The organism is Mesorhizobium sp. M7A.F.Ca.CA.001.04.2.1 (assembly GCF_003998485.1).
GTDB lineage: Bacteria > Pseudomonadota > Alphaproteobacteria > Rhizobiales > Rhizobiaceae > Mesorhizobium > Mesorhizobium ciceri.
Window position 1 is genome coordinate 1 of sequence record NZ_RZQT01000120.1, and the last position, 18,454, is coordinate 18,454.

Annotated in this window: 22 protein-coding genes and 1 pseudogene; 13 read left to right on the plus strand and 10 right to left on the minus strand. The window is 65.0% G+C overall.

What is annotated here, in order from left to right:
- From EN955_RS27205 to EN955_RS27215, 3 genes are all read left to right on the plus strand, one after another.
- On the plus strand, positions 1-407 hold a 407-nt coding region (locus EN955_RS27205; RefSeq protein WP_127223484.1), incomplete at its 5' end, for a hypothetical protein.
- Complete coding sequence (locus EN955_RS27210; protein ID WP_024501760.1) at positions 404-1,018, plus strand: hypothetical protein; 615 nt, start codon at positions 404-406, stop codon at positions 1,016-1,018. The genes EN955_RS27205 and EN955_RS27210, both read left to right, overlap by 4 nt.
- Complete coding sequence (locus EN955_RS27215; RefSeq protein ID WP_024501761.1) at positions 1,015-1,584, plus strand: hypothetical protein; 570 nt, start codon at positions 1,015-1,017, stop codon at positions 1,582-1,584. Before EN955_RS27210 ends, EN955_RS27215 begins: the two co-directional genes overlap by 4 nt.
- Before the next feature lie 27 nt (positions 1,585-1,611).
- Here EN955_RS27215 and EN955_RS27220 read toward each other — a convergent pair whose 3' ends face one another.
- The 5 genes from EN955_RS27220 to EN955_RS27245 form a co-directional block, all read right to left on the minus strand.
- Positions 1,612-2,901, minus strand: a complete 1,290-nt coding sequence (locus EN955_RS27220; protein WP_024501762.1) for a hypothetical protein — start codon at positions 2,899-2,901, stop codon at positions 1,612-1,614.
- A gap of 286 nt (positions 2,902-3,187) precedes the next feature.
- The gene (locus EN955_RS27230; protein ID WP_013530576.1) at positions 3,188-4,204 is read right to left on the minus strand and encodes an ABC transporter permease; all 1,017 of its coding nucleotides are present in this window, start codon (positions 4,202-4,204) and stop codon (positions 3,188-3,190) included.
- Entirely contained in the window at positions 4,201-5,769 is a 1,569-nt protein-coding gene (locus EN955_RS27235; protein ID WP_024501763.1) for a sugar ABC transporter ATP-binding protein, read from the minus strand. The genes EN955_RS27230 and EN955_RS27235 overlap by 4 nt, the downstream gene beginning before the upstream one ends.
- A gap of 244 nt (positions 5,770-6,013) precedes the next feature.
- Entirely contained in the window at positions 6,014-6,961 is a 948-nt protein-coding gene (locus EN955_RS27240; protein WP_013530574.1) for a substrate-binding domain-containing protein, read from the minus strand.
- A gap of 306 nt (positions 6,962-7,267) precedes the next feature.
- Positions 7,268-7,831, minus strand: a complete 564-nt coding sequence (locus EN955_RS27245; RefSeq protein ID WP_024501764.1) for a dienelactone hydrolase family protein — start codon at positions 7,829-7,831, stop codon at positions 7,268-7,270.
- Positions 7,832-7,956: 125 nt separating this feature from the next.
- On the opposite strand from EN955_RS27245, the gene EN955_RS27250 reads away from it, so the two are divergent.
- Positions 7,957-8,658 carry a RibD family protein gene (locus EN955_RS27250; protein WP_024501765.1) on the plus strand — a complete coding sequence of 234 codons (702 nt, stop codon included), beginning with the start codon at positions 7,957-7,959 and terminating at the stop codon, positions 8,656-8,658.
- Between the two features lie 112 nt (positions 8,659-8,770).
- Here the strand turns inward: EN955_RS27250 and EN955_RS27255 are convergent, their stop codons facing one another.
- Positions 8,771-9,655: an SDR family oxidoreductase gene (locus EN955_RS27255; protein ID WP_024501766.1), complete on the minus strand. Its 885-nt coding sequence runs from the start codon at positions 9,653-9,655 to the stop codon at positions 8,771-8,773.
- Between the two features lie 78 nt (positions 9,656-9,733).
- On the opposite strand from EN955_RS27255, the gene EN955_RS27260 reads away from it, so the two are divergent.
- A complete protein-coding gene (locus tag EN955_RS27260; protein ID WP_032898616.1) occupies positions 9,734-10,576 on the plus strand; it encodes a helix-turn-helix transcriptional regulator in 843 nt (280 codons plus the stop codon).
- Between the two features lie 41 nt (positions 10,577-10,617).
- Here EN955_RS27260 and EN955_RS27265 read toward each other — a convergent pair whose 3' ends face one another.
- Complete coding sequence (locus EN955_RS27265; protein WP_245265291.1) at positions 10,618-11,223, minus strand: SRPBCC domain-containing protein; 606 nt, start codon at positions 11,221-11,223, stop codon at positions 10,618-10,620.
- Here EN955_RS27265 and EN955_RS27270 point away from each other — a divergent pair.
- Together EN955_RS27270 and EN955_RS27275 are read left to right on the plus strand one after the other, a co-directional pair.
- Positions 11,222-11,974, plus strand: coding sequence for a pseudouridine synthase (locus EN955_RS27270; protein ID WP_024501769.1), 753 nt, complete (start codon positions 11,222-11,224; stop codon positions 11,972-11,974). The two genes, EN955_RS27265 and EN955_RS27270, sit on opposite strands and share 2 nt — an antisense overlap.
- A 120-nt stretch (positions 11,975-12,094) precedes the next feature.
- The gene (locus tag EN955_RS27275) at positions 12,095-12,496 is read left to right on the plus strand and encodes a VOC family protein (RefSeq protein WP_013530567.1); all 402 of its coding nucleotides are present in this window, start codon (positions 12,095-12,097) and stop codon (positions 12,494-12,496) included.
- 30 nt (positions 12,497-12,526) lie between these two features.
- On the opposite strand, the gene EN955_RS27280 is transcribed toward EN955_RS27275, so the two are convergent.
- A complete protein-coding gene (locus EN955_RS27280) occupies positions 12,527-13,108 on the minus strand; it encodes a histidine phosphatase family protein (protein ID WP_024501770.1) in 582 nt (193 codons plus the stop codon).
- Positions 13,109-13,316: 208 nt separating this feature from the next.
- On the opposite strand from EN955_RS27280, the pseudogene EN955_RS27285 reads away from it, so the two are divergent.
- From EN955_RS27285 to EN955_RS27295, 3 genes and pseudogenes are all read left to right on the plus strand, one after another.
- A pseudogene (locus tag EN955_RS27285) lies at positions 13,317-13,767 on the plus strand (universal stress protein).
- An 86-nt stretch (positions 13,768-13,853) separates the two neighbouring features.
- A complete protein-coding gene (locus EN955_RS27290; RefSeq protein WP_013530564.1) occupies positions 13,854-14,144 on the plus strand; it encodes a DUF1778 domain-containing protein in 291 nt (96 codons plus the stop codon).
- Positions 14,141-14,635, plus strand: a complete 495-nt coding sequence (locus EN955_RS27295) for a GNAT family N-acetyltransferase (protein ID WP_024501771.1) — start codon at positions 14,141-14,143, stop codon at positions 14,633-14,635. The genes EN955_RS27290 and EN955_RS27295 overlap by 4 nt, the downstream gene beginning before the upstream one ends.
- Positions 14,636-14,670: 35 nt before the next feature.
- Here the strand turns inward: EN955_RS27295 and EN955_RS27300 are convergent, their stop codons facing one another.
- Both EN955_RS27300 and EN955_RS27305 read right to left on the minus strand, forming a co-directional pair.
- The gene (locus EN955_RS27300; RefSeq protein WP_024501772.1) at positions 14,671-15,420 is read right to left on the minus strand and encodes a sulfite exporter TauE/SafE family protein; all 750 of its coding nucleotides are present in this window, start codon (positions 15,418-15,420) and stop codon (positions 14,671-14,673) included.
- 21 nt (positions 15,421-15,441) lie between these two features.
- Positions 15,442-15,648, minus strand: a complete 207-nt coding sequence (locus EN955_RS27305; protein WP_024501773.1) for a hypothetical protein — start codon at positions 15,646-15,648, stop codon at positions 15,442-15,444.
- Positions 15,649-15,785: 137 nt separating this feature from the next.
- Between EN955_RS27305 and EN955_RS27310 the strand changes: the two genes are divergently transcribed.
- The 3 genes from EN955_RS27310 (at position 15,786) to EN955_RS27320 (ending at position 18,450) form a co-directional block, all read left to right on the plus strand.
- The gene (locus EN955_RS27310; protein WP_024501774.1) at positions 15,786-16,658 is read left to right on the plus strand and encodes a LysR substrate-binding domain-containing protein; all 873 of its coding nucleotides are present in this window, start codon (positions 15,786-15,788) and stop codon (positions 16,656-16,658) included.
- Positions 16,659-16,789: 131 nt separating this feature from the next.
- Positions 16,790-17,290: an Lrp/AsnC family transcriptional regulator gene (locus tag EN955_RS27315; protein WP_024501775.1), complete on the plus strand. Its 501-nt coding sequence runs from the start codon at positions 16,790-16,792 to the stop codon at positions 17,288-17,290.
- Entirely contained in the window at positions 17,287-18,450 is a 1,164-nt protein-coding gene (locus tag EN955_RS27320; protein ID WP_024501776.1) for a saccharopine dehydrogenase family protein, read from the plus strand. The genes EN955_RS27315 and EN955_RS27320 overlap by 4 nt, the downstream gene beginning before the upstream one ends.
- Positions 18,451-18,454: the final 4 nt, after the last annotated feature.

The following is an 18,454-nucleotide window of genomic DNA, read 5'->3' on the forward strand; positions in this document are numbered from 1 at the left end:
CGCGCGCCTATGTCAGCCGCGCCAAACTCTATGGCGTGGCGCTGAAACCAGGCCAGAAGGCGCTGGTGTTGGAGGCCGATCTGACCAATCGCACGGCGCAATCCGACAAGGCTTATTTCAACGTCTTCAAGCCGGACGGGATCGACCTGCCCGATTCCACGCCGATGATCGCGCTGGCCCGCGATTCGACGCTGACGCCGGAACTGCATCCCGGCATGACCGAACGCATGGCCTATGTCTGGCCGCTTGCCGGTAACGCCGCCGTGCCGGCAAATCTCAGCTTCGGCGTCACCGCCGAGATCTTCAAGCCGCGCGACAATCTTTACGGCACGCCGGGCTGGTTCAATCCCTATCGGCTCGGCACCGTCACCATGCCGGTCGCCGACCTGCCCGAGAGCGGCTCATGAGGATCCGCGCCATCGGCAATCTCCTGATCGTCGCCGCCACCGTGGCGCTCAGCTACGGCATGCAGGTGTCGAAGCCGCATTATGCCGAACTTACCGCGCCGATCCCCATTGATGGCGCCATGCACGACACGGTGCGGGCGCGCAGCTTCGATGTCCGCCTCGACAGAATGGTCTTTGCGCGCACGCTGAAGACCAACCAGTTCGGCCAGGAAAGGCTGCTGACCACCAGCGGCCTGTGGGCGGTGGCGACGACCAATCTCACCGCCACCAGCACCTCCACCACGGTCGCCGACGGCACCTGGCAAGGCCCGACCGGCCTGCGCTACCGCCAGACGGAGCGGCTCAACTATCGCCAGGATATGCCGCCACATGCCGTCGATCCAGGGCTGGAGAGAAGCGGCCTGTTCGTCTTCGAGTTGCCGGCCGACCAGATCCGAGGCGCCAGCCTGCTTATCGCCGCACGTCAGTTCGGCCCGCTCGACGCCCAGGCTCGCATCAGCCTCGATGCCGTTCCGACCGGTGCCGATGGTCAACCGGCGGATGTCTTGCCGCTATACGATCTCGACGCTCCTGCACCGCCGCAGGGCCAGACACGGCAGGGCAAGACATGAGCGCGGTTTCAACCGACATCGACCCAGCCGGCGGTGGCGAGAAAAAATGGCGACGGCGCGGTCTTGCCGCGCTCGCTATCCTGCTGCCGCTGACGCTGGCCGAAACCAGCTATGAGAGCATCCGTGAATGGCTGCATGGCGAGGACCTCATCGCCAGGGATGTCGAGTTTGGCCAAGGCGCGCCGTTCGGCGGCAGCGAATGGCGGCTGGCCGATTTGCGCGGCGGCAAGGCCGGCCGCTTGCCCGACCATGCCATGGCCGTCATCGCCACCTTCGCCGTCACGGTCGGCGATCCCGATCTGCAAAAGCAGTGGCTGGGCTGCAAGGTGATGCTGACCGACGCCGCCGGCCGCCGCTGGCTGCCCGACTTCATCTCCGGCGTCAGCCTGCCGGACGGCGTGATGAACTGCACCTCGGCGATCTTCTCCGGCGCCCAAAAGGGCGAAATCATCAGCGTCGGCGAGACCTTCATCGTGCCCGAGGATGCCATCGAGACCATCCGCCCGGCCGTTGGCCTGGGCAGCGAGCGCCCCTGGTTCCTGCGTTTTCAGCGGCCGCCGAAGTGACAGCATCCTTCTCCCCGTAAAGAAAGCTCACTTCCCCGCCCGCTTCGCCATCGAAAACGCCGTCTCCAGCACGGCGGCGAGAAAGCATATGCGCAGCGGCTCGATCAGGATGCCGGTGGAGGAATCCTGGAACGGGCTGCCGAAGAGTAGCGTCACGGCATGCGAAAAAATCTGCCAGATATCGAGCTCGTGTGGGCCGATCAGCCGCGTCGCGCCGAGCCACAGCCAGGCCGCGCCCCAGTCGAGCAACCGGTAGCCGACCACCAGCGTGCACAACAGCACCAGGCTGGCGCTGACCGTCAGCCGCACGCCGTTGGCGATCGGCAGATAGCGCGAGCGGTAGCCGGCGATGAAATGCTCGACGAAATCGCGCAGGAATTTCGGCAGGCCGGCATAGCGCCGGCCGGCACGCTCCAGCCGGCCGTGCACGCGCATCAGGGCAGCATCGTCGCGCACGTCATAGCCGTAGATCAGCGCCGCCATCACCAGCCAGATCAGCGGCAGGAGCATGAAGAAGAACAGGTTGATCGCAGCCGTCGACGGCGCGATCGAGGAGATCTCGACCGGCACCATGGGTGCGGCCGAGACCATCGGCACCGGGTTTGCCAGCCCGTCCACCGATGCCTGCAGGACCGACCAGAAATTGCGGCTCATCAGCCATTGCAGCGCCGAGTCCTTCCAGCGGCTGATCACGTAGAGACCGACGAAAATCCAGTTGGTCTCGCAGATCACCACCACGATCTGCCAGAACGACTCCGCACCTGTCTTAGCCTGCATGAATTTGGCCAGCCGGCGGATCAGCCAGGACACCGCCACGGAGACCAGCAGCCAGCGCGAGTCGAGCACGTCGAGCACATCAGCGCTCTGGCCGAAATCGGCCTGGTCGAGTGTTTCGCGCGAATACTGCCGCACGATGTCGCCCAGAAATCCCCAGGCGGCATAATAGGCGAAGAACGGCAGAAGCGCGATGGTGATCATCCGCACCAGCCGCGAGCCGCGCCGGTCAGCCTCGGCACCCGGCTTCGTTTGCGTCTCGGTGGTTGCGGCCTTGTCGGCGCCGCGCTGCGCGGCCACCACATGCGGCAGGCCGGGGCGCAGCACGTGGAACATTGCCACCGTCACCACCAGCTGCGCCAGCGCCACCAGGGTCAGCATCGCCAACCCGGCGAAGTGATTGGCCAGCGCCACCTTCGCCGCCAGCAGCATGAGGAGATCGCCGACCATCACGCCGGCCAGCACCAGGGCGATGAGCTGTGGCCAGAACCGCAGCAGCAGCGAAAAACCTAGGGTGATCGGTCTGATGATATCGGCAAACATGAGGTTCTCTCACGATGCCACCCGCCAAAATCTTTCTAGCAAAGCATGATTGTTTTGCAAGGAATGGGGTGGGGTCTCCTGCCAGGGGGCAGAGCGAGGCGCCCCCCTCTGTCCTGCCGGACATCTCCCCCTCAAGTGGGGAGATCAGCAGCTTCGTCCTCGCCGCTTTCTCTTCAACGTTGAAAATTAGCGAAAGCAGTCATGACATCCGATCTCCCCCCTTGAGGGGGAGATGTCCGGCAGGACAGAGGGGGGGCGCCTGGGCGTTAACATCTCCCTTCGCCCCTCACCGTCGCACCCGCGACTTCAGCCAGCGGTCGAACGCCACCGCCAGGATCAGGATGAGCCCGATGACGATGCTTTGCGTGTAGGACGAGACGTTGTTGAACTGCAGCCCGTTCTGCAGCACGCCGATGAGCGCCGCCCCCACCACCGTGCCGCCGACCGAGCCGATGCCGCCGAACAGCGAGGTGCCGCCGATGACGACGGCCGAAATGACGGTCAGTTCGTAGCCGATGCCCGCCACCGCTTCCGAGGAGTTCAGCCTGGCCGACAGCACGAAGGCCGCGAGCCCGGCGAAGAAGCCGACAATGACGTAGACCGAGACCAGGATGCGATCGACGCGCAGGCCCGACAGCCGCGCTGCTTCCGCATTACCGCCGACGGCATAGACGGCGCGGCCATAGCGCGTGTAGCGCAGCACGATGTGGCACAGGATGGCGGCCGCCGCGAAGATCAGCGCCGGCACCGGCACCGGGCCGATCAGCCCGGTGCCGAACCAGCGCATCGAGGCGTCGAAGCCCGAGATCGGGCCGCCATTGGAGATGGTCAGCGTCAGCCCGCGAAACACCGTCAGCCCGCCCAGCGTGACGACGAAGGGCGGCACTTTCAGCCGGGTGATGACAAGTCCCTGCACGCCGCCGGCAGCGGCTCCGACGATGATGGCGGCCAGCAGCGCGGCGAACCAGCCGAATCCTTGCGTGCCGCTCGTCGACAGCGACAGCGTGTTGGCCGTGCCGCCCTTGGCGACCACGGCGGCGACCATGCCGCAGAAGGCGAGCAGCGAGCCGACCGACAGGTCGATGCCGGCGGTAAGGATGACGAAGGTCATGCCGAGCGCGATCAGCCCGGTGATCGAGATCTGCCTTGTGATGTTGAACAGGTTGATCGGGTCCATGAAGCTCGGCTTCAGCACCGTGAAGACGATGATCAGCGCCACCAGGAACAGCAGCGGCCCGAAGCTCATCAAAAGCCGCGCGAAGTTGATGCCGCCGCGCTGATCCTGCTCCCCCGCCACGCTCATAGTGTCTCCTTGCGGTCGAGTGCCATCAGTTCCATCAGTCTTTCCTCGTTTGCCTCGACGCCCGGCATCTGGCCGGTGATGCGTCCGCGGCGCATGGTGACGATGCGGTCCGAAACCGCCAGCACCTCGGGCAGCTCGGACGAGATCATCATCACCGCAATGCCGCGCGCCGCAAGCTGCACCAGGATCTGGTGCACCTCGGTCTTGGCGCCGACATCGACGCCGCGCGTCGGCTCGTCGACGATCAGCACTTTCGGATCGCGCGCGAGCCAGCGCGCCAGGATCACCTTTTGCTGGTTGCCGCCCGACAGGCCCTCGATCGCCTGCTCGGCCGAAGCCATGCGGATCGACAGCATCTTTCGAAACCCGGACAGCGCATCGCGCTCGCGCCGCTCGGCCATGAAGCCGAAACCGTTGCTGAAGCTGCCCAGCGAAGCGATGGAGAAATTCGGCAGGATGCCCAGCGCGGCAAAGATCGCCTGGTGCTTGCGGTCCTCCGGCACCAGGCCGATGCCGAGCGCAATGGCGTCCGCGGGCGATGCCGGGGCGATCGGCTCGCCGTCGAGCGTGATGGTGCCGGCCGCGATGCGGTCGGCGCCGAAGATAGCGCGCGCCAGTTCGGTGCGGCCTGAGCCGACAAGCCCGGCAACGCCGAGGATTTCACCGGCCTTGAGGTCTATGTCGACGCCGTCGAGCACGATGGCGTGCGGCGCCTCGGGGTCGCGCACGGTGCGCAGGCCGCGCACCGACAGCACGACATCGCCGGCCACCGCGCGTTGCGCCGGCCGGGCGTAGAGCTCGGACGCCGCGCGGCCGACCATCTTCTCGATGATTTTGGGCAGCGCGATCGGCCCGCCTTCACGGTTAAGGTGGCCGGCAAGCCTGCCGTCGCGCAGCACCGTCATGCGATCGCATATGGCGGACGCTTCCTCCAGCCGGTGGGTGACGAACATGATGGCGACCTTATCCTTGCGCAGCCGGTCCATGATCGACAGCAGCCGCTGCACCTCGGTCTCGGTCAGCGCCGAGGTCGGCTCGTCCATGATGATCAGCCGGCTTTCCAGCGACAGCGCCCGAGCAATCTCGACCAGTTGCTGCTCGGCCACCGACAGTGCCGAGACCGGCGTCATCGGATCTATGGAGAGACCGACGCGGGCGATGATCGTGCGGGAATCTTCCTCCATCTTGCGCCAGTTCACCAGCCCGAGCGGGCCGATCGGCGCGCGGCCGATGAAAATGTTCTCCGCCACGGTCAGCGTCGGGATCAGGCTCAGTTCCTGATAGATGGTGACGATGCCAAGCCGCTTGGCATCCTGCGGGCTGGAGGGATGATAATCGGCACCGTCGAAAGTGATGCGGCCGCCCGACGGCGGCATCACACCCGAGAGGATTTTCAAGAGCGTCGATTTGCCGGCGCCGTTTTCGCCCAGCAGGCCGAGGATCTCGCCGGGGCGGATATCGAGCGAGACATCGCTGAGCGCGGTGACGCCCGAGAAATGCTTGGTGATGCCTTCGACGGCAAGCAGGATGGGTTCGGGCGAGGCGGCTTCAGCGGCTGGCGGCAAGGGTGGCTCCTTCCATGCAGTTGATGTCGCCTGTCAGCGCTTGAACGCCCCCCTCTGTCCTGCCGGACATCTCCCCCTCAAGGGAGATTGGCTGTGTCACCGGCGACACCTTTTCTTTCAACATTTGGGAACTGGCGAAAGCAGGAGGAACAGTCGATCTCCCCCTTGAGGGGGAGATGTCCGGCAGGACAGAGGGGGGCGCTGTCCCGCCGGCCTTGCCAATCGGCCGATCCCCGCCAAACCTCTACTTCGTCTCGCCAATCCGCTCCGCCTTGTCGAGATTGTCCTTGCCGATGACGATTGGCGTCAGCAGCACCAGCTTCTCCTTCGGCTCGGTCTTGTCCTTGGCAAAGGCCACCGCGATGCGCACCGCAGTGCGCGACTGCTCGCCGGGGAATTGCTCGACCGTGCCCGCAAGCTTGCCGTCGCGCACGGCGACCAGCGCTTCGGGCAGTGCATCGAAGCCGTAGATCTTGACGTCGGTGAAGTTGCGCGCGGCACAAGCCTCCATGGCGCCCAGCGCCATGTCGTCATTGGCGCAGACGATGGCGTCGGGTTTGCCGTTGGCGGCAAGGCCAGCCTCGGTCACCGACAGCGCCTCGGCGCGGGCGAAGTTGGCGGTCTGCTCGAAGACGATCTGATACTTGTCCTTCAGAGGATCGAGCACATTGTGCACGCCCTTGTTGCGGTCGATCGCCGGGCCGGCGCCGGGCTGGCCCTGCAGATGGAACAGCTTGGCACCGTTGGGAAACGCCGCCACCACGGCGTTGGCTTCCGCCTCGCCGCCCTTCACATTGTCGGCGCCGACATGGGCGAGGATGCCCTCGACGCCGTCTACGCGGCGGTCGATCGTCACTACGGGAACGCCGGCCTTGACCGCTTCCTCGATGGCCGGCGCCAGGGCGTTGACGTCGAGCGGCGAGATGACGATGGCGTTGACCTTCTGCACCAGGGCGGCCTCGATGTCGGCGGTCTGCTTGGTGGCCGAGTTCTGGCCGTCGCTTTCGGTCAGATTGACGCCTTGCGTGGCGGCTTCCGCCTTGATCTCGTTCAGCATGTGCACGAAGAACGGAAAGCCGAGACTGGGCACCGAGCCAAGGATAGTGAGCTTGTCCTGCGCAAACACAGAAGGCGCGGCAACCATCATGGCGCCGAAAGCCGCGGACGACAGCAGGAATTCACGTCTGTTCATGGGATCCTCCTCCACAAGAACGCACGACCCGAAAACCGGGATCGGTTTCAGGAAGGATCATGCGTCGGTTCAAAGTGTGGAGCATCCTCCCTGCGCCCGAAAACGCATGCCGCTCCAGCTGGCCGCCGCTGTAAAAAGAGCCTCCCACCGACGCCTGCGCAGGGATGCTAACCCAGGGCCAACCATTTGTGCAACATCGATATAACAGCGGTGCCAGGCAAATTATCGGAATTGTCGGATTTTGGATTTCCGGCGTGGGGGCCGCTTTGTCGGAAGACCTCCAATGCAAGGCCGCCCCTCTGCTTCTCAATCCAGGAACGCCAGAACACGCTGCCAAAGCAGCGCCGCGGCTGTGTCGTTGTAGTCGGGCAGAGCTGGATCCGAGAAATAATGTCCCGAGTTTGGATAGCGGAAGATCCGCACATCGGTTTGCGCGGCCTCGGCGGCGTGCTGCCAGGCGCGGACATCCGGCTCGGGGAAGAACGGATCGGTGTCGGCGACATGCAATTGAACCGGCAGGCCGGGCCGGATGTTCGCAGGCACGGTTGCCAGCCCATGCAACAGCAGCACCTTGGCCGTCAGCGGCCGCAAGGCCCAGACTGACGCGACCACGCCTGCACCCATCGAAATCCCCGCCAGCACCGTATCGCCGGGCGTCGAGGCCAGGGCATCGCGCGCCCTTTGGCAAATGACCTCCCAGCCGATCCGCGCCTTGATCGCGAAGCCTTGCTCGAGATCGTCCGTCGCCACGCCCGCATAGAGGTCCGGCAGCGAAACGGCGTGACCGGCGGCGCCCAGCTTTCCCGCAAGATGCCGCTCGTGCTCGCGCAGCCCCAGAACCGAATGAAACAGGATTATGTTCGCGGACATCCGGTCATGATACCTGCCGGCACATGCCGTCTCAACGGCTGGGTACGTCATGAGGCGTGCGGCTTCCATTCTCCCCGCGTGGCACTACTTTGGACTGAACCCAAAGCACTCGACTGGAGAACAACATGAAGCCGCAAATCATCTGCCATATGCTGGCATCCCTTGACGGCAGCCTCCACCCCAGCCGCTATACCTCGAGCCCCGATGGCACCCGGGCCGAGTGGTCGAGCCTCTACGAGCATATCCATAATGATCTCGCGGCTGATGCCTGGATCGTCGGGCGCGTCACCATGGCCGAGATGAGCAAGGCCGGCGCGCATCCGCCGGCCAATGCCGGCAAGGTCGACCGGCCCTATCATTTCGCGCAAATAGGTGCGGGCAGTTATGCCGTGGCGCTCGATGCCTCGGGCAAGCTTCACTTTTCCAAACCCGACATCGGTGGCGACCATGTCGTGGTGCTGCTTGGGCGCGACGTTGCCGACAGCCATTTGGCAGAGCTTGCCGCCGACGGCGTGTCCTATATCGTCGCGGAAACCGCCGATGTCGATCTCGCCGCCATGCTTGAGGTCCTCGGACGCGAACTCGGCATAAGCCGGCTGCTGCTCGAGGGCGGCGCCAGCATCAACGGCTCCTTCCTCGCCGCCGGGCTCGTCGATGAATTGAGCCTTCTCGTTGCACCCGCGATCGACGGGCGGGCCGCCAATCAGGGTTTCGCCGAGTTCGGCGAGAGCGGCCTGGCGGGCAAGACGCAGCTGTCCCTGAAGAGCTGCGAGGCGCTGGCGCATGGGCTCGTCCATCTGCGCTACGCGGTCAGCCCTGGAGCATAATCCCGAAAGGTCGCGGCGTGGCCCAGGGTCTCCGCGACGGAGCTGCGCTCCTGCTTCGTCCAGGGATGACGAAGTCAGAGACTTCGGCTCACCTCGAGCGTTGCTAAGCGCATCAATACCGCATGGCATCGAGATCGGCGATCAGCGTCGGGCCGGTGGGGTGCCAGCCGAGCCGTGCCTGGGTCAGAGCGCTGGAGGACGGCAGATCCATCGGCGCGAACATCGCCATCCAGCCGAAATGCTCCGCCGCCTTTTCCGGCGCAATGGAAACCACCGGCAATTTCAAACCCCGGCCGAGCGCCTCGGCGATAGCGCGCACTTCGACACCTTCCTCGCCGACCGCGTGATAGCGCGCGCCCGGCTGCCGCTTTTCCACGGCGAGCCGGTAAAGCCGCGCCGCATCGAGGAGGTGGCCCGCGGAGTAGCGATTGCGGCCTTCGCCGACATAGGCCGAGACGCCCCTTTCACGCGCGATCTCGATGAGCGGCGTGATAAGGCCTTGCTTGACCGGATTGTGGACCTGCGGCAGCCGCACCACCGACACATTGATGCCGGCGTCCAGCAAGGCATTGCCGGCCAGCTCCGAGGCGATGCGCGGATTGGGATGGCTGGCGTTGAAGACGTCCTCGATCGCCAACTGGCCATGCCCGGGGCTGCCCATGCCGACGCCGGAGGTGATCACCAGCGGCCGGTCGGAGCCGGCGAGCGCGGCGCCCAGTGCGGCGATGACGCGTTTGTCCTTTTCGCAATTCTCGGCAAACCGCGAAAAGTCGTGGTCGAATGCCGTGTGGATCACGCCGTCCGCCTTGGCCGCGCCATCGCACAGCCCTTCGGGCTCCTCGAGCGTTCCGCGATGCACTTCAGCACCGGCGGCGGCCAGCGCCTCGGCGCCGGCGTCGGAGCGGGTCACGCCGACCACCTGGTGGCCTGCCTTGATGAGTTCGGGAACGATCGCCGAACCGATGAAACCGGTCGCGCCGGTGAGAAAGATACGCATGCAAAATCTCCTGTACAGTTGCCTGCGCAATATTGCCGGTCTATTATTCTATTAAAGTAGTGATCTTATCGTGGTATAATGGCTAACAGGATGCCTTCCAATTCCGGCTCACTAGCAGCGTTCCTCAAAGACCGGCGCACCCGGCTTGATCCCGCATCATTCGGGTTTTCCGGACGCAGACGCACGCCGGGGCTGCGCCGCGAAGAGGTCGCGCAGCGCGCCAACATCAGCCCGACCTGGTACACATGGCTGGAACAGGGCCGCGGCGGCGCACCCTCGGCCGATGTCCTCAACCGCATCGCCAAGGGGCTGCTGCTGACCGAGGCGGAGCGCGAACATCTTTTCATGCTCGGGCTGGGGCGCCCGCCCGAGGTCCGCTACAGGGGCGTCGAAGGCGTCAGCCCCCGGCTGCAGCGCCTCATCGACACGCTCGATGCCAGCCCCGCCATAGTCAGGACCGCTACCTGGGACGTCGTTGCCTGGAACCGTGCCGCGAGGGTCGTGCTGACCGACTACAGCACCCTGCCCGAGGGCGAGCGCAACATTCTGCGCTTCATGTTCCTCAGTCCCCATATCCGCGCCAGGCAGCACGACTGGCAAAACCTCGCCCGTTTCGTGGTGGGCGCGTTCCGGGCCGATGCGGCACGCGCCGGCGCTGTCTCCGAGGTGCGTGAACTCGTCGACGAACTCTGCAGCGCCAGCCCCGAGTTTGCCGCCCTGTGGCGGGAAAACGGCGTGCTCAGCCATGGCGACGGGACAAAGCGCCTGAAGCACCCGGAACTTGGCGATATCGAACTGGAATATTCAGGCTTCGCGGTCGACGGCCGGCCGGATTTGAGCCTGACCGTCTACAACCCGGTCGACAGCGCCGTCGCCGACCGCATCCGCGCGCTGGCTCTCGCCCGATACCCCAAAGAGTAAGGGCGGGACGACCTATCCGCTGCGATGACTCCCGCCCGCCCTCAAGCGCGCTCGCAGACCGCCTTCAGGATCTGCAAGGTCGGCCCCCAGTAGAGATTGGCGTGCGGCCGGATCGCCGGTTCGGCGAAGTCGCTGAGCGTCAGTGTCAACAGTGTTCCCCCATCCGCCGGCGCCAGGTCGAAGCTGACCACGGTGTGATTTTCGGGCACGTCCGCCAGACGCGAGGCCGACAGCGTGCTCCAGTAGCTGTAGGCGAAGCTCATTCCCGGCTCAAAAGTGCGGATGGTGCCGTGGTTTTCGAACGGTATTCCGTGCAGCAGTCCGCGCATCCCGATCGCGCCGCCGGCCTGCCCTTGCAGGCTGACGGTCAACTCCTCGTCGGACATCCATTGCGGGATCATTTCTGGCGTCGTCAGTATCCGCCAGACCTTGGCCGGCTCGGCACCGATGACGACGGTCTTGGTTATCGGCGCAGCGGACTCACTCATGGGGTGCAGATTATAGCGGATGCGGCGGCGACAATATCGCTGTTCCAGGCGGTACGGATGCCGCCATTGCCCTTGCCCTGTATAGGAAGACAGCACCACGCTTGCGAAGCCATTGCAGCCCGTGGCATCTGTCGGCTCCACCAGCGCAGACGGCACCATGACACCACGGCAGACACGGCAGAGCGGCAGGCAGGGGGCGCCCGGCGTCAGTCTCAACCGGGCGCTGTCGAAGCTCGGCCTGTGCTCGCGCACGCAGGCCGAGGTGCTGATCGCCGAAGGCCGCGTGCGCGTCGGCGGCAAGGTGGTGCGCGATGCGGCGCTGCGCGTCGACCTCGACCGCGACCGCATCGTCGTCGACGACAGGCCGGTGGTTGCCGAGCGCAAGGTCTATCTCATGCTCAACAAGCCGCGCGGGCTGGTCACCACCCGCGACGACCCGCAGCAGCGCGACACCGTCTATGCCTGCATGGAAGGGCTCGACTTGCCCTTCGTCTCCCCGGTCGGCCGCCTCGACAAGGCGAGCGAAGGCCTGCTGCTGATGACCAACGACACCCGGTTTGCCAACCGGCTGATGGACCCGGCTTCGCATCTGCCGAAAACCTATCACGTGCAGATCGGCACGGTACCGGATGCTCCGATGCTGGAGACGTTGCGCGCCGGCGTGATCGTCGACGGCGAGGTGCTCACCGCGAACGCGATCGAACTTTTGCGCAGTGGCGGCCGCACCGCCTGGCTGGAGATCGTGCTCGACGAAGGCCGTAACCGCCACATCCGTCGCCTGCTCGCCGCGCACGGCGTCGAGGTCCTGCGCCTCATCCGCATCGCCATCGGCCGCCTGCCGCTCGGCGACCTCGCCAAGGGTACGGCACGGCATTTGACAGCAGAAGAGTTGTCGCTGCTGAGGGGGTAAGCAGGGCGTGCCGCTGGTGCAGGCGCACGGCGATCCCTCCTGACGGAAAGCTGTCAGCAGGCCTGGCCTATAGGTCGGATGGGAGCCGGCCACGGCTTCAACGATCAGGGAGCCAATGCAATGAATTTCGTCTCCGTCCGCATCATCACGTCGGACGTCCAGCGTCTCGTTCACTTCTACGGTGAGATCACCGGCATGCCCGTGACGGTGTACACGGAAGACTTCGCCGAACTGGCGACGCCGACCTGCACGCTGGCGATCGGCAGCACACGCACCTTGATGCTGTTCGGCGGCGACATCGCCCGCCCCGCCGACAACCACACCGCCATCATCGAGTTCCGCGTCGGCGACGTCGATGCTGAATTCGCCAGGCTCTCGGACCTCCTCAGGAATATCACTGTGCAGAAGCCGACCACCATGCCCTGGGGCAACCGCTCGCTGTTGTTTCGCGACCCTGACGGCAATCTGGTGAATTTCTTCACGCCGGTAACCGCTGAGGCGATCAGGAAATTCGACAGATAGGCGTAAGCGGCGCCGCTGGCCGAAGCTGCTCTATTTCTGGTTCCATTTCCGGATGACCGGCTCGCTCAAATCATGCTCGTAGCCGAGCACGCTGATGCTGGCCGTATCGAGCACCAGCAGCGCGCCGCCCTCCGGCGGCAGCCCGATCCAGCGCGCCGCCAGCACGCGCAGAAAATGTGCGCTGGAAAACACCAATATGCTGGCATTGGCCTCGCGCAGCCCAGCGATAATCCTGTCGGCCCGCGCGCCGACATCGGCCGCCATCTCGCCCTTTGGACACCCATCGCGAAACACATTCCAGCCGCGGCGCTCGGCCAGGATCTGTTTTGTCGTCAGCCCCTCATAGGCGCCATAGTCCCACTCCTGCAGATCGTCCTTCTTGACGCTCTGCGCGCCGAAGCCGGCCAGTACGCTGGTGTTGTAGGCGCGCTGCGACGGGCTCGACCATACGGCCGAAAAAGACAGGCCCTCGAGCCTGTCCGCGACACCCCGCGCGGCGGCCTCGCCAACCGGGGTCAACGGCATGTCGGTGCGGCCGGTATGCTGCCCCGAAAGGCTCCATGCCGTTTCACCATGCCGGACCAGATGGATTTGCGGATACGGGTTGCTCATGGACTGCCTTTCAATGTCACCGGCACCTTAGGCGACGATGCGGCAAAGGGGAATCCGCTTGGTACAAGACTGCGTGGTCGCCTGGCCTTGATCCGCGGCGGGGCCGGCCCTGTGATCGGCCCGAGGCCGCAACTATATCAAGGCCAGCCCTCCACAAGGCTCCCGCCACCTCAAGGGCATCGGCCCTTGCGCAACAGGTCATGTCATCATGTACAAACATTTGCTCATCGCCACGGACGGATCGGAACTGGCCGACAAGGGCGTTACCCACGGCCTGACATTGGCCAAGGGCCTCGGCGCCTCTGTTACTTTCATCACCGTCTCCGAACAATTCCCGATCTTCGCCTGGGGCGGCGCCATGGCCGGCTACGCCGCCGGCGATGAACTGGCCCGCCTATCAGGAAGAGGCGCGCAAATACGCCAAGGAAGTTCTTGACAAGTGCAAGGCATCGGCCGACGCCGCCGGCGTCTCGGCGGAGGTCGTGCATGTCGAGGACAAGCGGCCCGCCGAAGCCATTCTGGAACTGTCGCAGGCCCTGGGCTGCGACCTGATCGTCATGGCTTCGCACGGCCGCCGCGGACTAGGCAAGCTGCTCCTCGGCAGCCAGACGGCGGAAGTGCTGTCCTACACGGAGATCCCGGTGCTGGTCGTGCGGTAGGGCTACTACGGATCGCATGCTCCATCGAACCGGGTAATGACAATGTCGTTACGCTGTGCTAGATATGCGCGACGAAGGAGCCGTCCATGCCAACGTCACATCATCCGGTGCCGAAGAGCGTTCCGCTCAACATCCGCGTCAAGCCGGAAGTTCGCAATCTGATCGACCGCGCAGCCGAATTGCTCGGTAAGAATCGCACCGACTTCATGCTTGAAGCCTCGCAACGCGCCGCTGAGGAAGCGTTGCTCAACCGTCTCGTGTTTACCGTCGAACCGGATGTCTACGCTGCGTTTCTGGCACGCCTCGACGCGCCGCCGCAGCCCAACGACCGATTGCGCCGCACGATGACGACAAAGGCTCCGTGGGAAGCTGCGTGACGCTGTCGGTCCCGGTTCCACTCGCGGATCATCACGAACTCGGGGAATTTTCGTCGGGCATTACAGCGCTCGACGATTGGTTGAAAAAACGTGCTCGCACCAATCAAGCGGGCGGTGTATCCCGGACCTATGTGACTTGCAAAGGCAACCGTGTGATTGGCTACTATGCCGTTGCCAGCGGCGCCGTGAAAATGGTCGAAACTTCCAGCCGTTTCCGGCGCAACATGCCCGATCCGATCCCCGTCGCAGTGCTAGGCAGGTTAGCCGTAGACCAAGCCTATCACGGTCGGGGCATCGGTCGGGCGCTGGTAAGGGATGCCGGTCTACGAATTCTCCAGGCTGCTGAAATACTGGGCATCAAAGGCATAGTGGTGCATGCGATTTCCGACGATGCCCGAGCTTTCTACATCACCATCGGGTTCGAGCGCTCGCCGGTCGAGCCGTTGACACTCATGGTCACGCTCGCTGATCTCAGCGAAAGCATTGGCTGACGACTTCCTGCCAGTGCTCTGGGGAAGTCCGGCGCCTAGAACACCAACTCCCCCACGAGATAGACCCCAAGCGCCAGCAACCCCGCGAAGAACACTTTGCGGAAGGTCTCGACGCTCATCTTCTGGCGCAGCGCCTGGCCGGCGAACACGCCGGCCAGCGCCGGCACAAGGGCTGCGACCGACCCCACCAGTTGCGCACTCGGCGACGCCAGGGCGCCTGCCTTGAACAACCCGATGGCGAGCGCCGCCGTAGACACAGTGAAGGACAGGCCGAGCGCCTGGATCAGGTCTTCTTTCTCCAGCCGCAGCGACTGCAGATAGGGCACCGCCGGGATGACGAAGACGCCGGTGGCGCCGGTGACCAGCCCGGTCGCCACCCCGACCAGCGGTGACATCAAGGCTTCGCCGCGCGCCGGCGTGGTGAAGCCAAGCTTGAGCAGGCCGAGAATGGCGTAAAGCACCAGCGCCGCACCGAGCCCGGCCGAGGCAACGCCAGAGTGTGTGCCGGTGAGCAGGCCGGCGCCGGCAACGGTGCCAAGCATCACGCCGGCCATCATCGTCCACAGCCGCTTGCACAGCCGGCCGAAGGACGGGCCGGTCAGCAATTGCCAGAGGTTGGTAACCAGCGACGGGATCAGCAGCAGTGCCGCGGCCTGTGCTGGCGGCATCGTTACCGCCAGCAGGCCCATCGCCACGGTCGGCAGCCCCATGCCGACGACACCCTTGACGAAGCCGGCGGCGAGGAACACGGCGCCGATCCAGGCGAGGATGCCGGCGCTCAGCATGATCGTATCTTCAGGGCCGGATCAGTCATGCAGCAGCATATCGGTTGCGTCGGCATCCGGGCTGGCGGCCTTTGCCGGCGCCGCATCGCGGCTGGTGGATACGACCGTCGCCGCGCATCCCCGCAGGCCTGATCCCGCTCGCGCCATGGCAAGGCCGGCCACGACAATGGCCAGCACGATCGCCGTGCTTTCAAGAATGCCGAGCCGCCCTGATGTTCGTTCGTTCATCGCAATTCTCCTTCGAAACTGTTTGACGAAAATCCTGGCCGATCACAATGTGGAAGTTGCGCTGCCAGCCTTCGGCCACGACGAAGGCTGGTTGGCCGACCGCCTTCCCGGCGCTGAATATTCGCAGGAGCAAGAGAATGCGCTTCGATCTGGTCGATCTCCGCCTGTTCCTGCTGGTCGCCGAACGCGGCAGCATCACCCATGGCGCCGAGCTTGCCGGACTGGCCCTGGCGTCGGCCAGCGCCCGCATCAAGGGCATGGAGGAGCGGCTCGGCGCGCCGCTGCTGGAGCGCCGGCGCCGTGGGGTGGTGCCGACGGCGGCCGGACAGGCGCTGCTGCATCATGCGCGCGCGGTGCAGAACCAGATCGAAGCGATGACCGGCGACCTCGCCGCCTATGCCACCGGCCTGCGCGCCCGCGTCCGGCTGATGGCCAACACCGCCGCCACAGCCGAGTTGCTGCGCGAGATCCTGCCCACCTTCCTTGTCGCGCATCCCGGCATCGACATCGAGCTCGACGAGCGCCCCAGCCATGAGATCGCGCAAGCCGTGGCCAGTGGTGCGGCCGATCTCGGCATCGCCGCCACCTGGGCCGGCCTTGCGCACCTCGAGCAGAAACCGTTCTTCATCGACCGGCTGGTGGTGATCGCCGCGCGAAACCGGCCCGGCCTTGAAGGCCGCACCGTCAACCTCACTGAGCTTCTCGGCGAATCTTTCGTCGGCCTCAGCACCGGCCATGCGCTGCAGGAGCACATCGCCCGCCAGGCGGCCCGCCTTGGCGGCCATCTGCATGTCCGCATCCGCGTTCCCGGCCTCGACAATGTCTGCCGGCTGGTCGCGCAAGGTGCCGGCATCGCCATCGTGCCGGAAAGTGCCGCGCGCCGCTCGGCACGCTCGCTGCGACGCCTTCGGCTGACCGACGACTGGGCGACGCGCCAGCTCAATCTCTGCGCCCGCCGCTTCGACGATTTGACGCCGCAGGCAAAATTGCTGGCGGCAGCGCTGGCGTGAGCCGGACAGCGAGCACCTATCCCCATCAGCGCTGAATCATTGCCTTGCTTTTCAAATATTCGTGACGTAGCTTGTTTGCACATTGGCAAAAAAATCGCCAAACTTTTTTCCTTTTGTGAAAGACGGGGACTTTGCGGGAACATCTCGATCTGACCGATCGGCGGCTGGTCAAACAGCTGTCGCAGGACGCCCAGCCGGGCATCAACCGGATCGCCGAGATATTGGCGATTTCGGTGCCGACGGTGCGCTCGCGGCTGCGCAACCTGCTCGACCGCAACCTGCTCAAGATCGTCGGGCTGCTGAACCTGACCGAGCGCCCCGAGCTGATCTCCGCCATTGTCGGCATCAATGCCCAAGGGCGCGGCCGGGCCCGCGAACTGGCGCAGCGCATTGCCGAACTGCCCTTCGTCAACTCGGCCTCGGTGGTCACCGGGCGCTTCGATATCATCGTCGACGTGACGGTGGCCGGTGACGTCGCCGATCTCTACCGCGTCACCAGCGAGCTGATCCCCGGCGCCGGCGAGCCAGGCGAAGTCGTGCGCAGCGAGACATTCGTCGTCATGGCGTCCTGCAACAAATGGGTCAGCCTGCCGGAAGGCTGCTGGTCGGACGACCGCAAGGAGCCGGCATGAAGATCGCGGTTCTCGGCGGCCTCGGCTTGCAAGGTCGGGCGGCAATCACCGACCTCGTCGCCAGCGACGGCGTCGAGGAAATCGTCTGCGTCGATACCGCAGCGGACGGCCCGGCCCGGCTTGCCGGCCTGACCGATCTTGCCCGCGTGCGCTTCGTGGTGCCTGAGGGCGCGATCGGCCAGGCCCTGGCCACTGTGCTTGATGATGTCGACGCCGTCATCGACCTGTTGCCGCAGCCGCTGATGCGCGAGGCGGTAACGGCCGCGATTGCCACGCGCACGCCGCTGGTCACCACCAATTACGCCAAGTCGATCGCCGACCTGGCGCCGGCCGCCGAACAGGCCGGTGTCTCGATCATGACCGAATGCGGGCTCGACCCCGGCATCGACCTCGTGCTCTACGCGCGCGCCGCCAGGCAGTTCGACTCGATTTCTTCGATCGATTCCTATTGCGGCGGCATCCCCGAGCCGAAGGCGATGGCCAAGCCGCTGTGCTACAAGGTGAGCTGGAATTTCGACATGGTCCTGGTCAGCCAGAACCGCGACAGCGTGATGATCGAGGACGGGAACCGTGTCGCAGTGCCTGCCGGCCAGCAGCACGACAATCCGTTCATCCATGAAATCGAGGTTGCCGGCCTCGGCAGGCTCGAAGCCTTCCCCAATGGCGACGCGCTGCACTATGTCGAGATGCTGGACGCCGCAAAAGGGCTGCGCCGCTCCGGCCGCTACACACTGCGCTGGCCGGGATGGTCGGCCTTCTGGGCGCCGTTGAAGGAACTCGGTTTCCTCTCTGAGGACAAGGTGCCCGGCACCTCCAACAGCCCGCGCGAATTCCTTGGCCGGCTGCTCGGCCCGCAATTGCAATACGGCCCCGGCGAAAAGGATCTTTGCGTGATGCGCAATGTCTTTTCCGGCCTCGAAGGCGGCCGCGCCAAGACGGTGACGTCGGACCTGATCATCGAACGCGATCTCGTTTCCGGCCTGTTCGGCATGAGCCTCGGCGTCGGCTATCCCGCCAGCATCGTGGCGCAGATGCTGGCGAGGGGCGAGATCACCAGACCCGGCTTTTTGAACCCGCTGCTGGATGTGCCCGACATCAGGTTCTTCGATGAATTGGCCAGGCGTGGCATCACGGTTTCCGAGACGGTGGCACGGGACTGAGGCT

Bases quoted from the DNA above. Each gene is read 5' to 3' on its own strand.
- EN955_RS27210 (WP_024501760.1), top strand. From the start codon at position 404: ATGAGGATCCGCGCCATCGGCAATCTCCTGATCGTCGCCGCCACCGTG.
- EN955_RS27215 (WP_024501761.1), top strand. From the start codon at position 1,015: ATGAGCGCGGTTTCAACCGACATCGACCCAGCCGGCGGTGGCGAGAAA.
- EN955_RS27220 (WP_024501762.1), bottom strand. From the start codon at position 2,901: ATGTTTGCCGATATCATCAGACCGATCACCCTAGGTTTTTCGCTGCTG.
- EN955_RS27230 (WP_013530576.1), bottom strand. From the start codon at position 4,204: ATGAGCGTGGCGGGGGAGCAGGATCAGCGCGGCGGCATCAACTTCGCG.
- EN955_RS27240 (WP_013530574.1), bottom strand. From the start codon at position 6,961: ATGAACAGACGTGAATTCCTGCTGTCGTCCGCGGCTTTCGGCGCCATG.
- EN955_RS27245 (WP_024501764.1), bottom strand. From the start codon at position 7,831: ATGTCCGCGAACATAATCCTGTTTCATTCGGTTCTGGGGCTGCGCGAG.
- EN955_RS27250 (WP_024501765.1), top strand. From the start codon at position 7,957: ATGAAGCCGCAAATCATCTGCCATATGCTGGCATCCCTTGACGGCAGC.
- EN955_RS27255 (WP_024501766.1), bottom strand. From the start codon at position 9,655: ATGCGTATCTTTCTCACCGGCGCGACCGGTTTCATCGGTTCGGCGATC.
- EN955_RS27260 (WP_032898616.1), top strand. From the start codon at position 9,734: ATGGCTAACAGGATGCCTTCCAATTCCGGCTCACTAGCAGCGTTCCTC.
- EN955_RS27270 (WP_024501769.1), top strand. From the start codon at position 11,222: ATGACACCACGGCAGACACGGCAGAGCGGCAGGCAGGGGGCGCCCGGC.
- EN955_RS27265 (WP_245265291.1), bottom strand. From the start codon at position 11,223: ATGGTGCCGTCTGCGCTGGTGGAGCCGACAGATGCCACGGGCTGCAAT.
- EN955_RS27275 (WP_013530567.1), top strand. From the start codon at position 12,095: ATGAATTTCGTCTCCGTCCGCATCATCACGTCGGACGTCCAGCGTCTC.
- EN955_RS27280 (WP_024501770.1), bottom strand. From the start codon at position 13,108: ATGAGCAACCCGTATCCGCAAATCCATCTGGTCCGGCATGGTGAAACG.
- EN955_RS27290 (WP_013530564.1), top strand. From the start codon at position 13,854: ATGCCAACGTCACATCATCCGGTGCCGAAGAGCGTTCCGCTCAACATC.
- EN955_RS27300 (WP_024501772.1), bottom strand. From the start codon at position 15,420: ATGCTGAGCGCCGGCATCCTCGCCTGGATCGGCGCCGTGTTCCTCGCC.
- EN955_RS27305 (WP_024501773.1), bottom strand. From the start codon at position 15,648: ATGAACGAACGAACATCAGGGCGGCTCGGCATTCTTGAAAGCACGGCG.
- EN955_RS27310 (WP_024501774.1), top strand. From the start codon at position 15,786: ATGCGCTTCGATCTGGTCGATCTCCGCCTGTTCCTGCTGGTCGCCGAA.
- EN955_RS27320 (WP_024501776.1), top strand. From the start codon at position 17,287: ATGAAGATCGCGGTTCTCGGCGGCCTCGGCTTGCAAGGTCGGGCGGCA.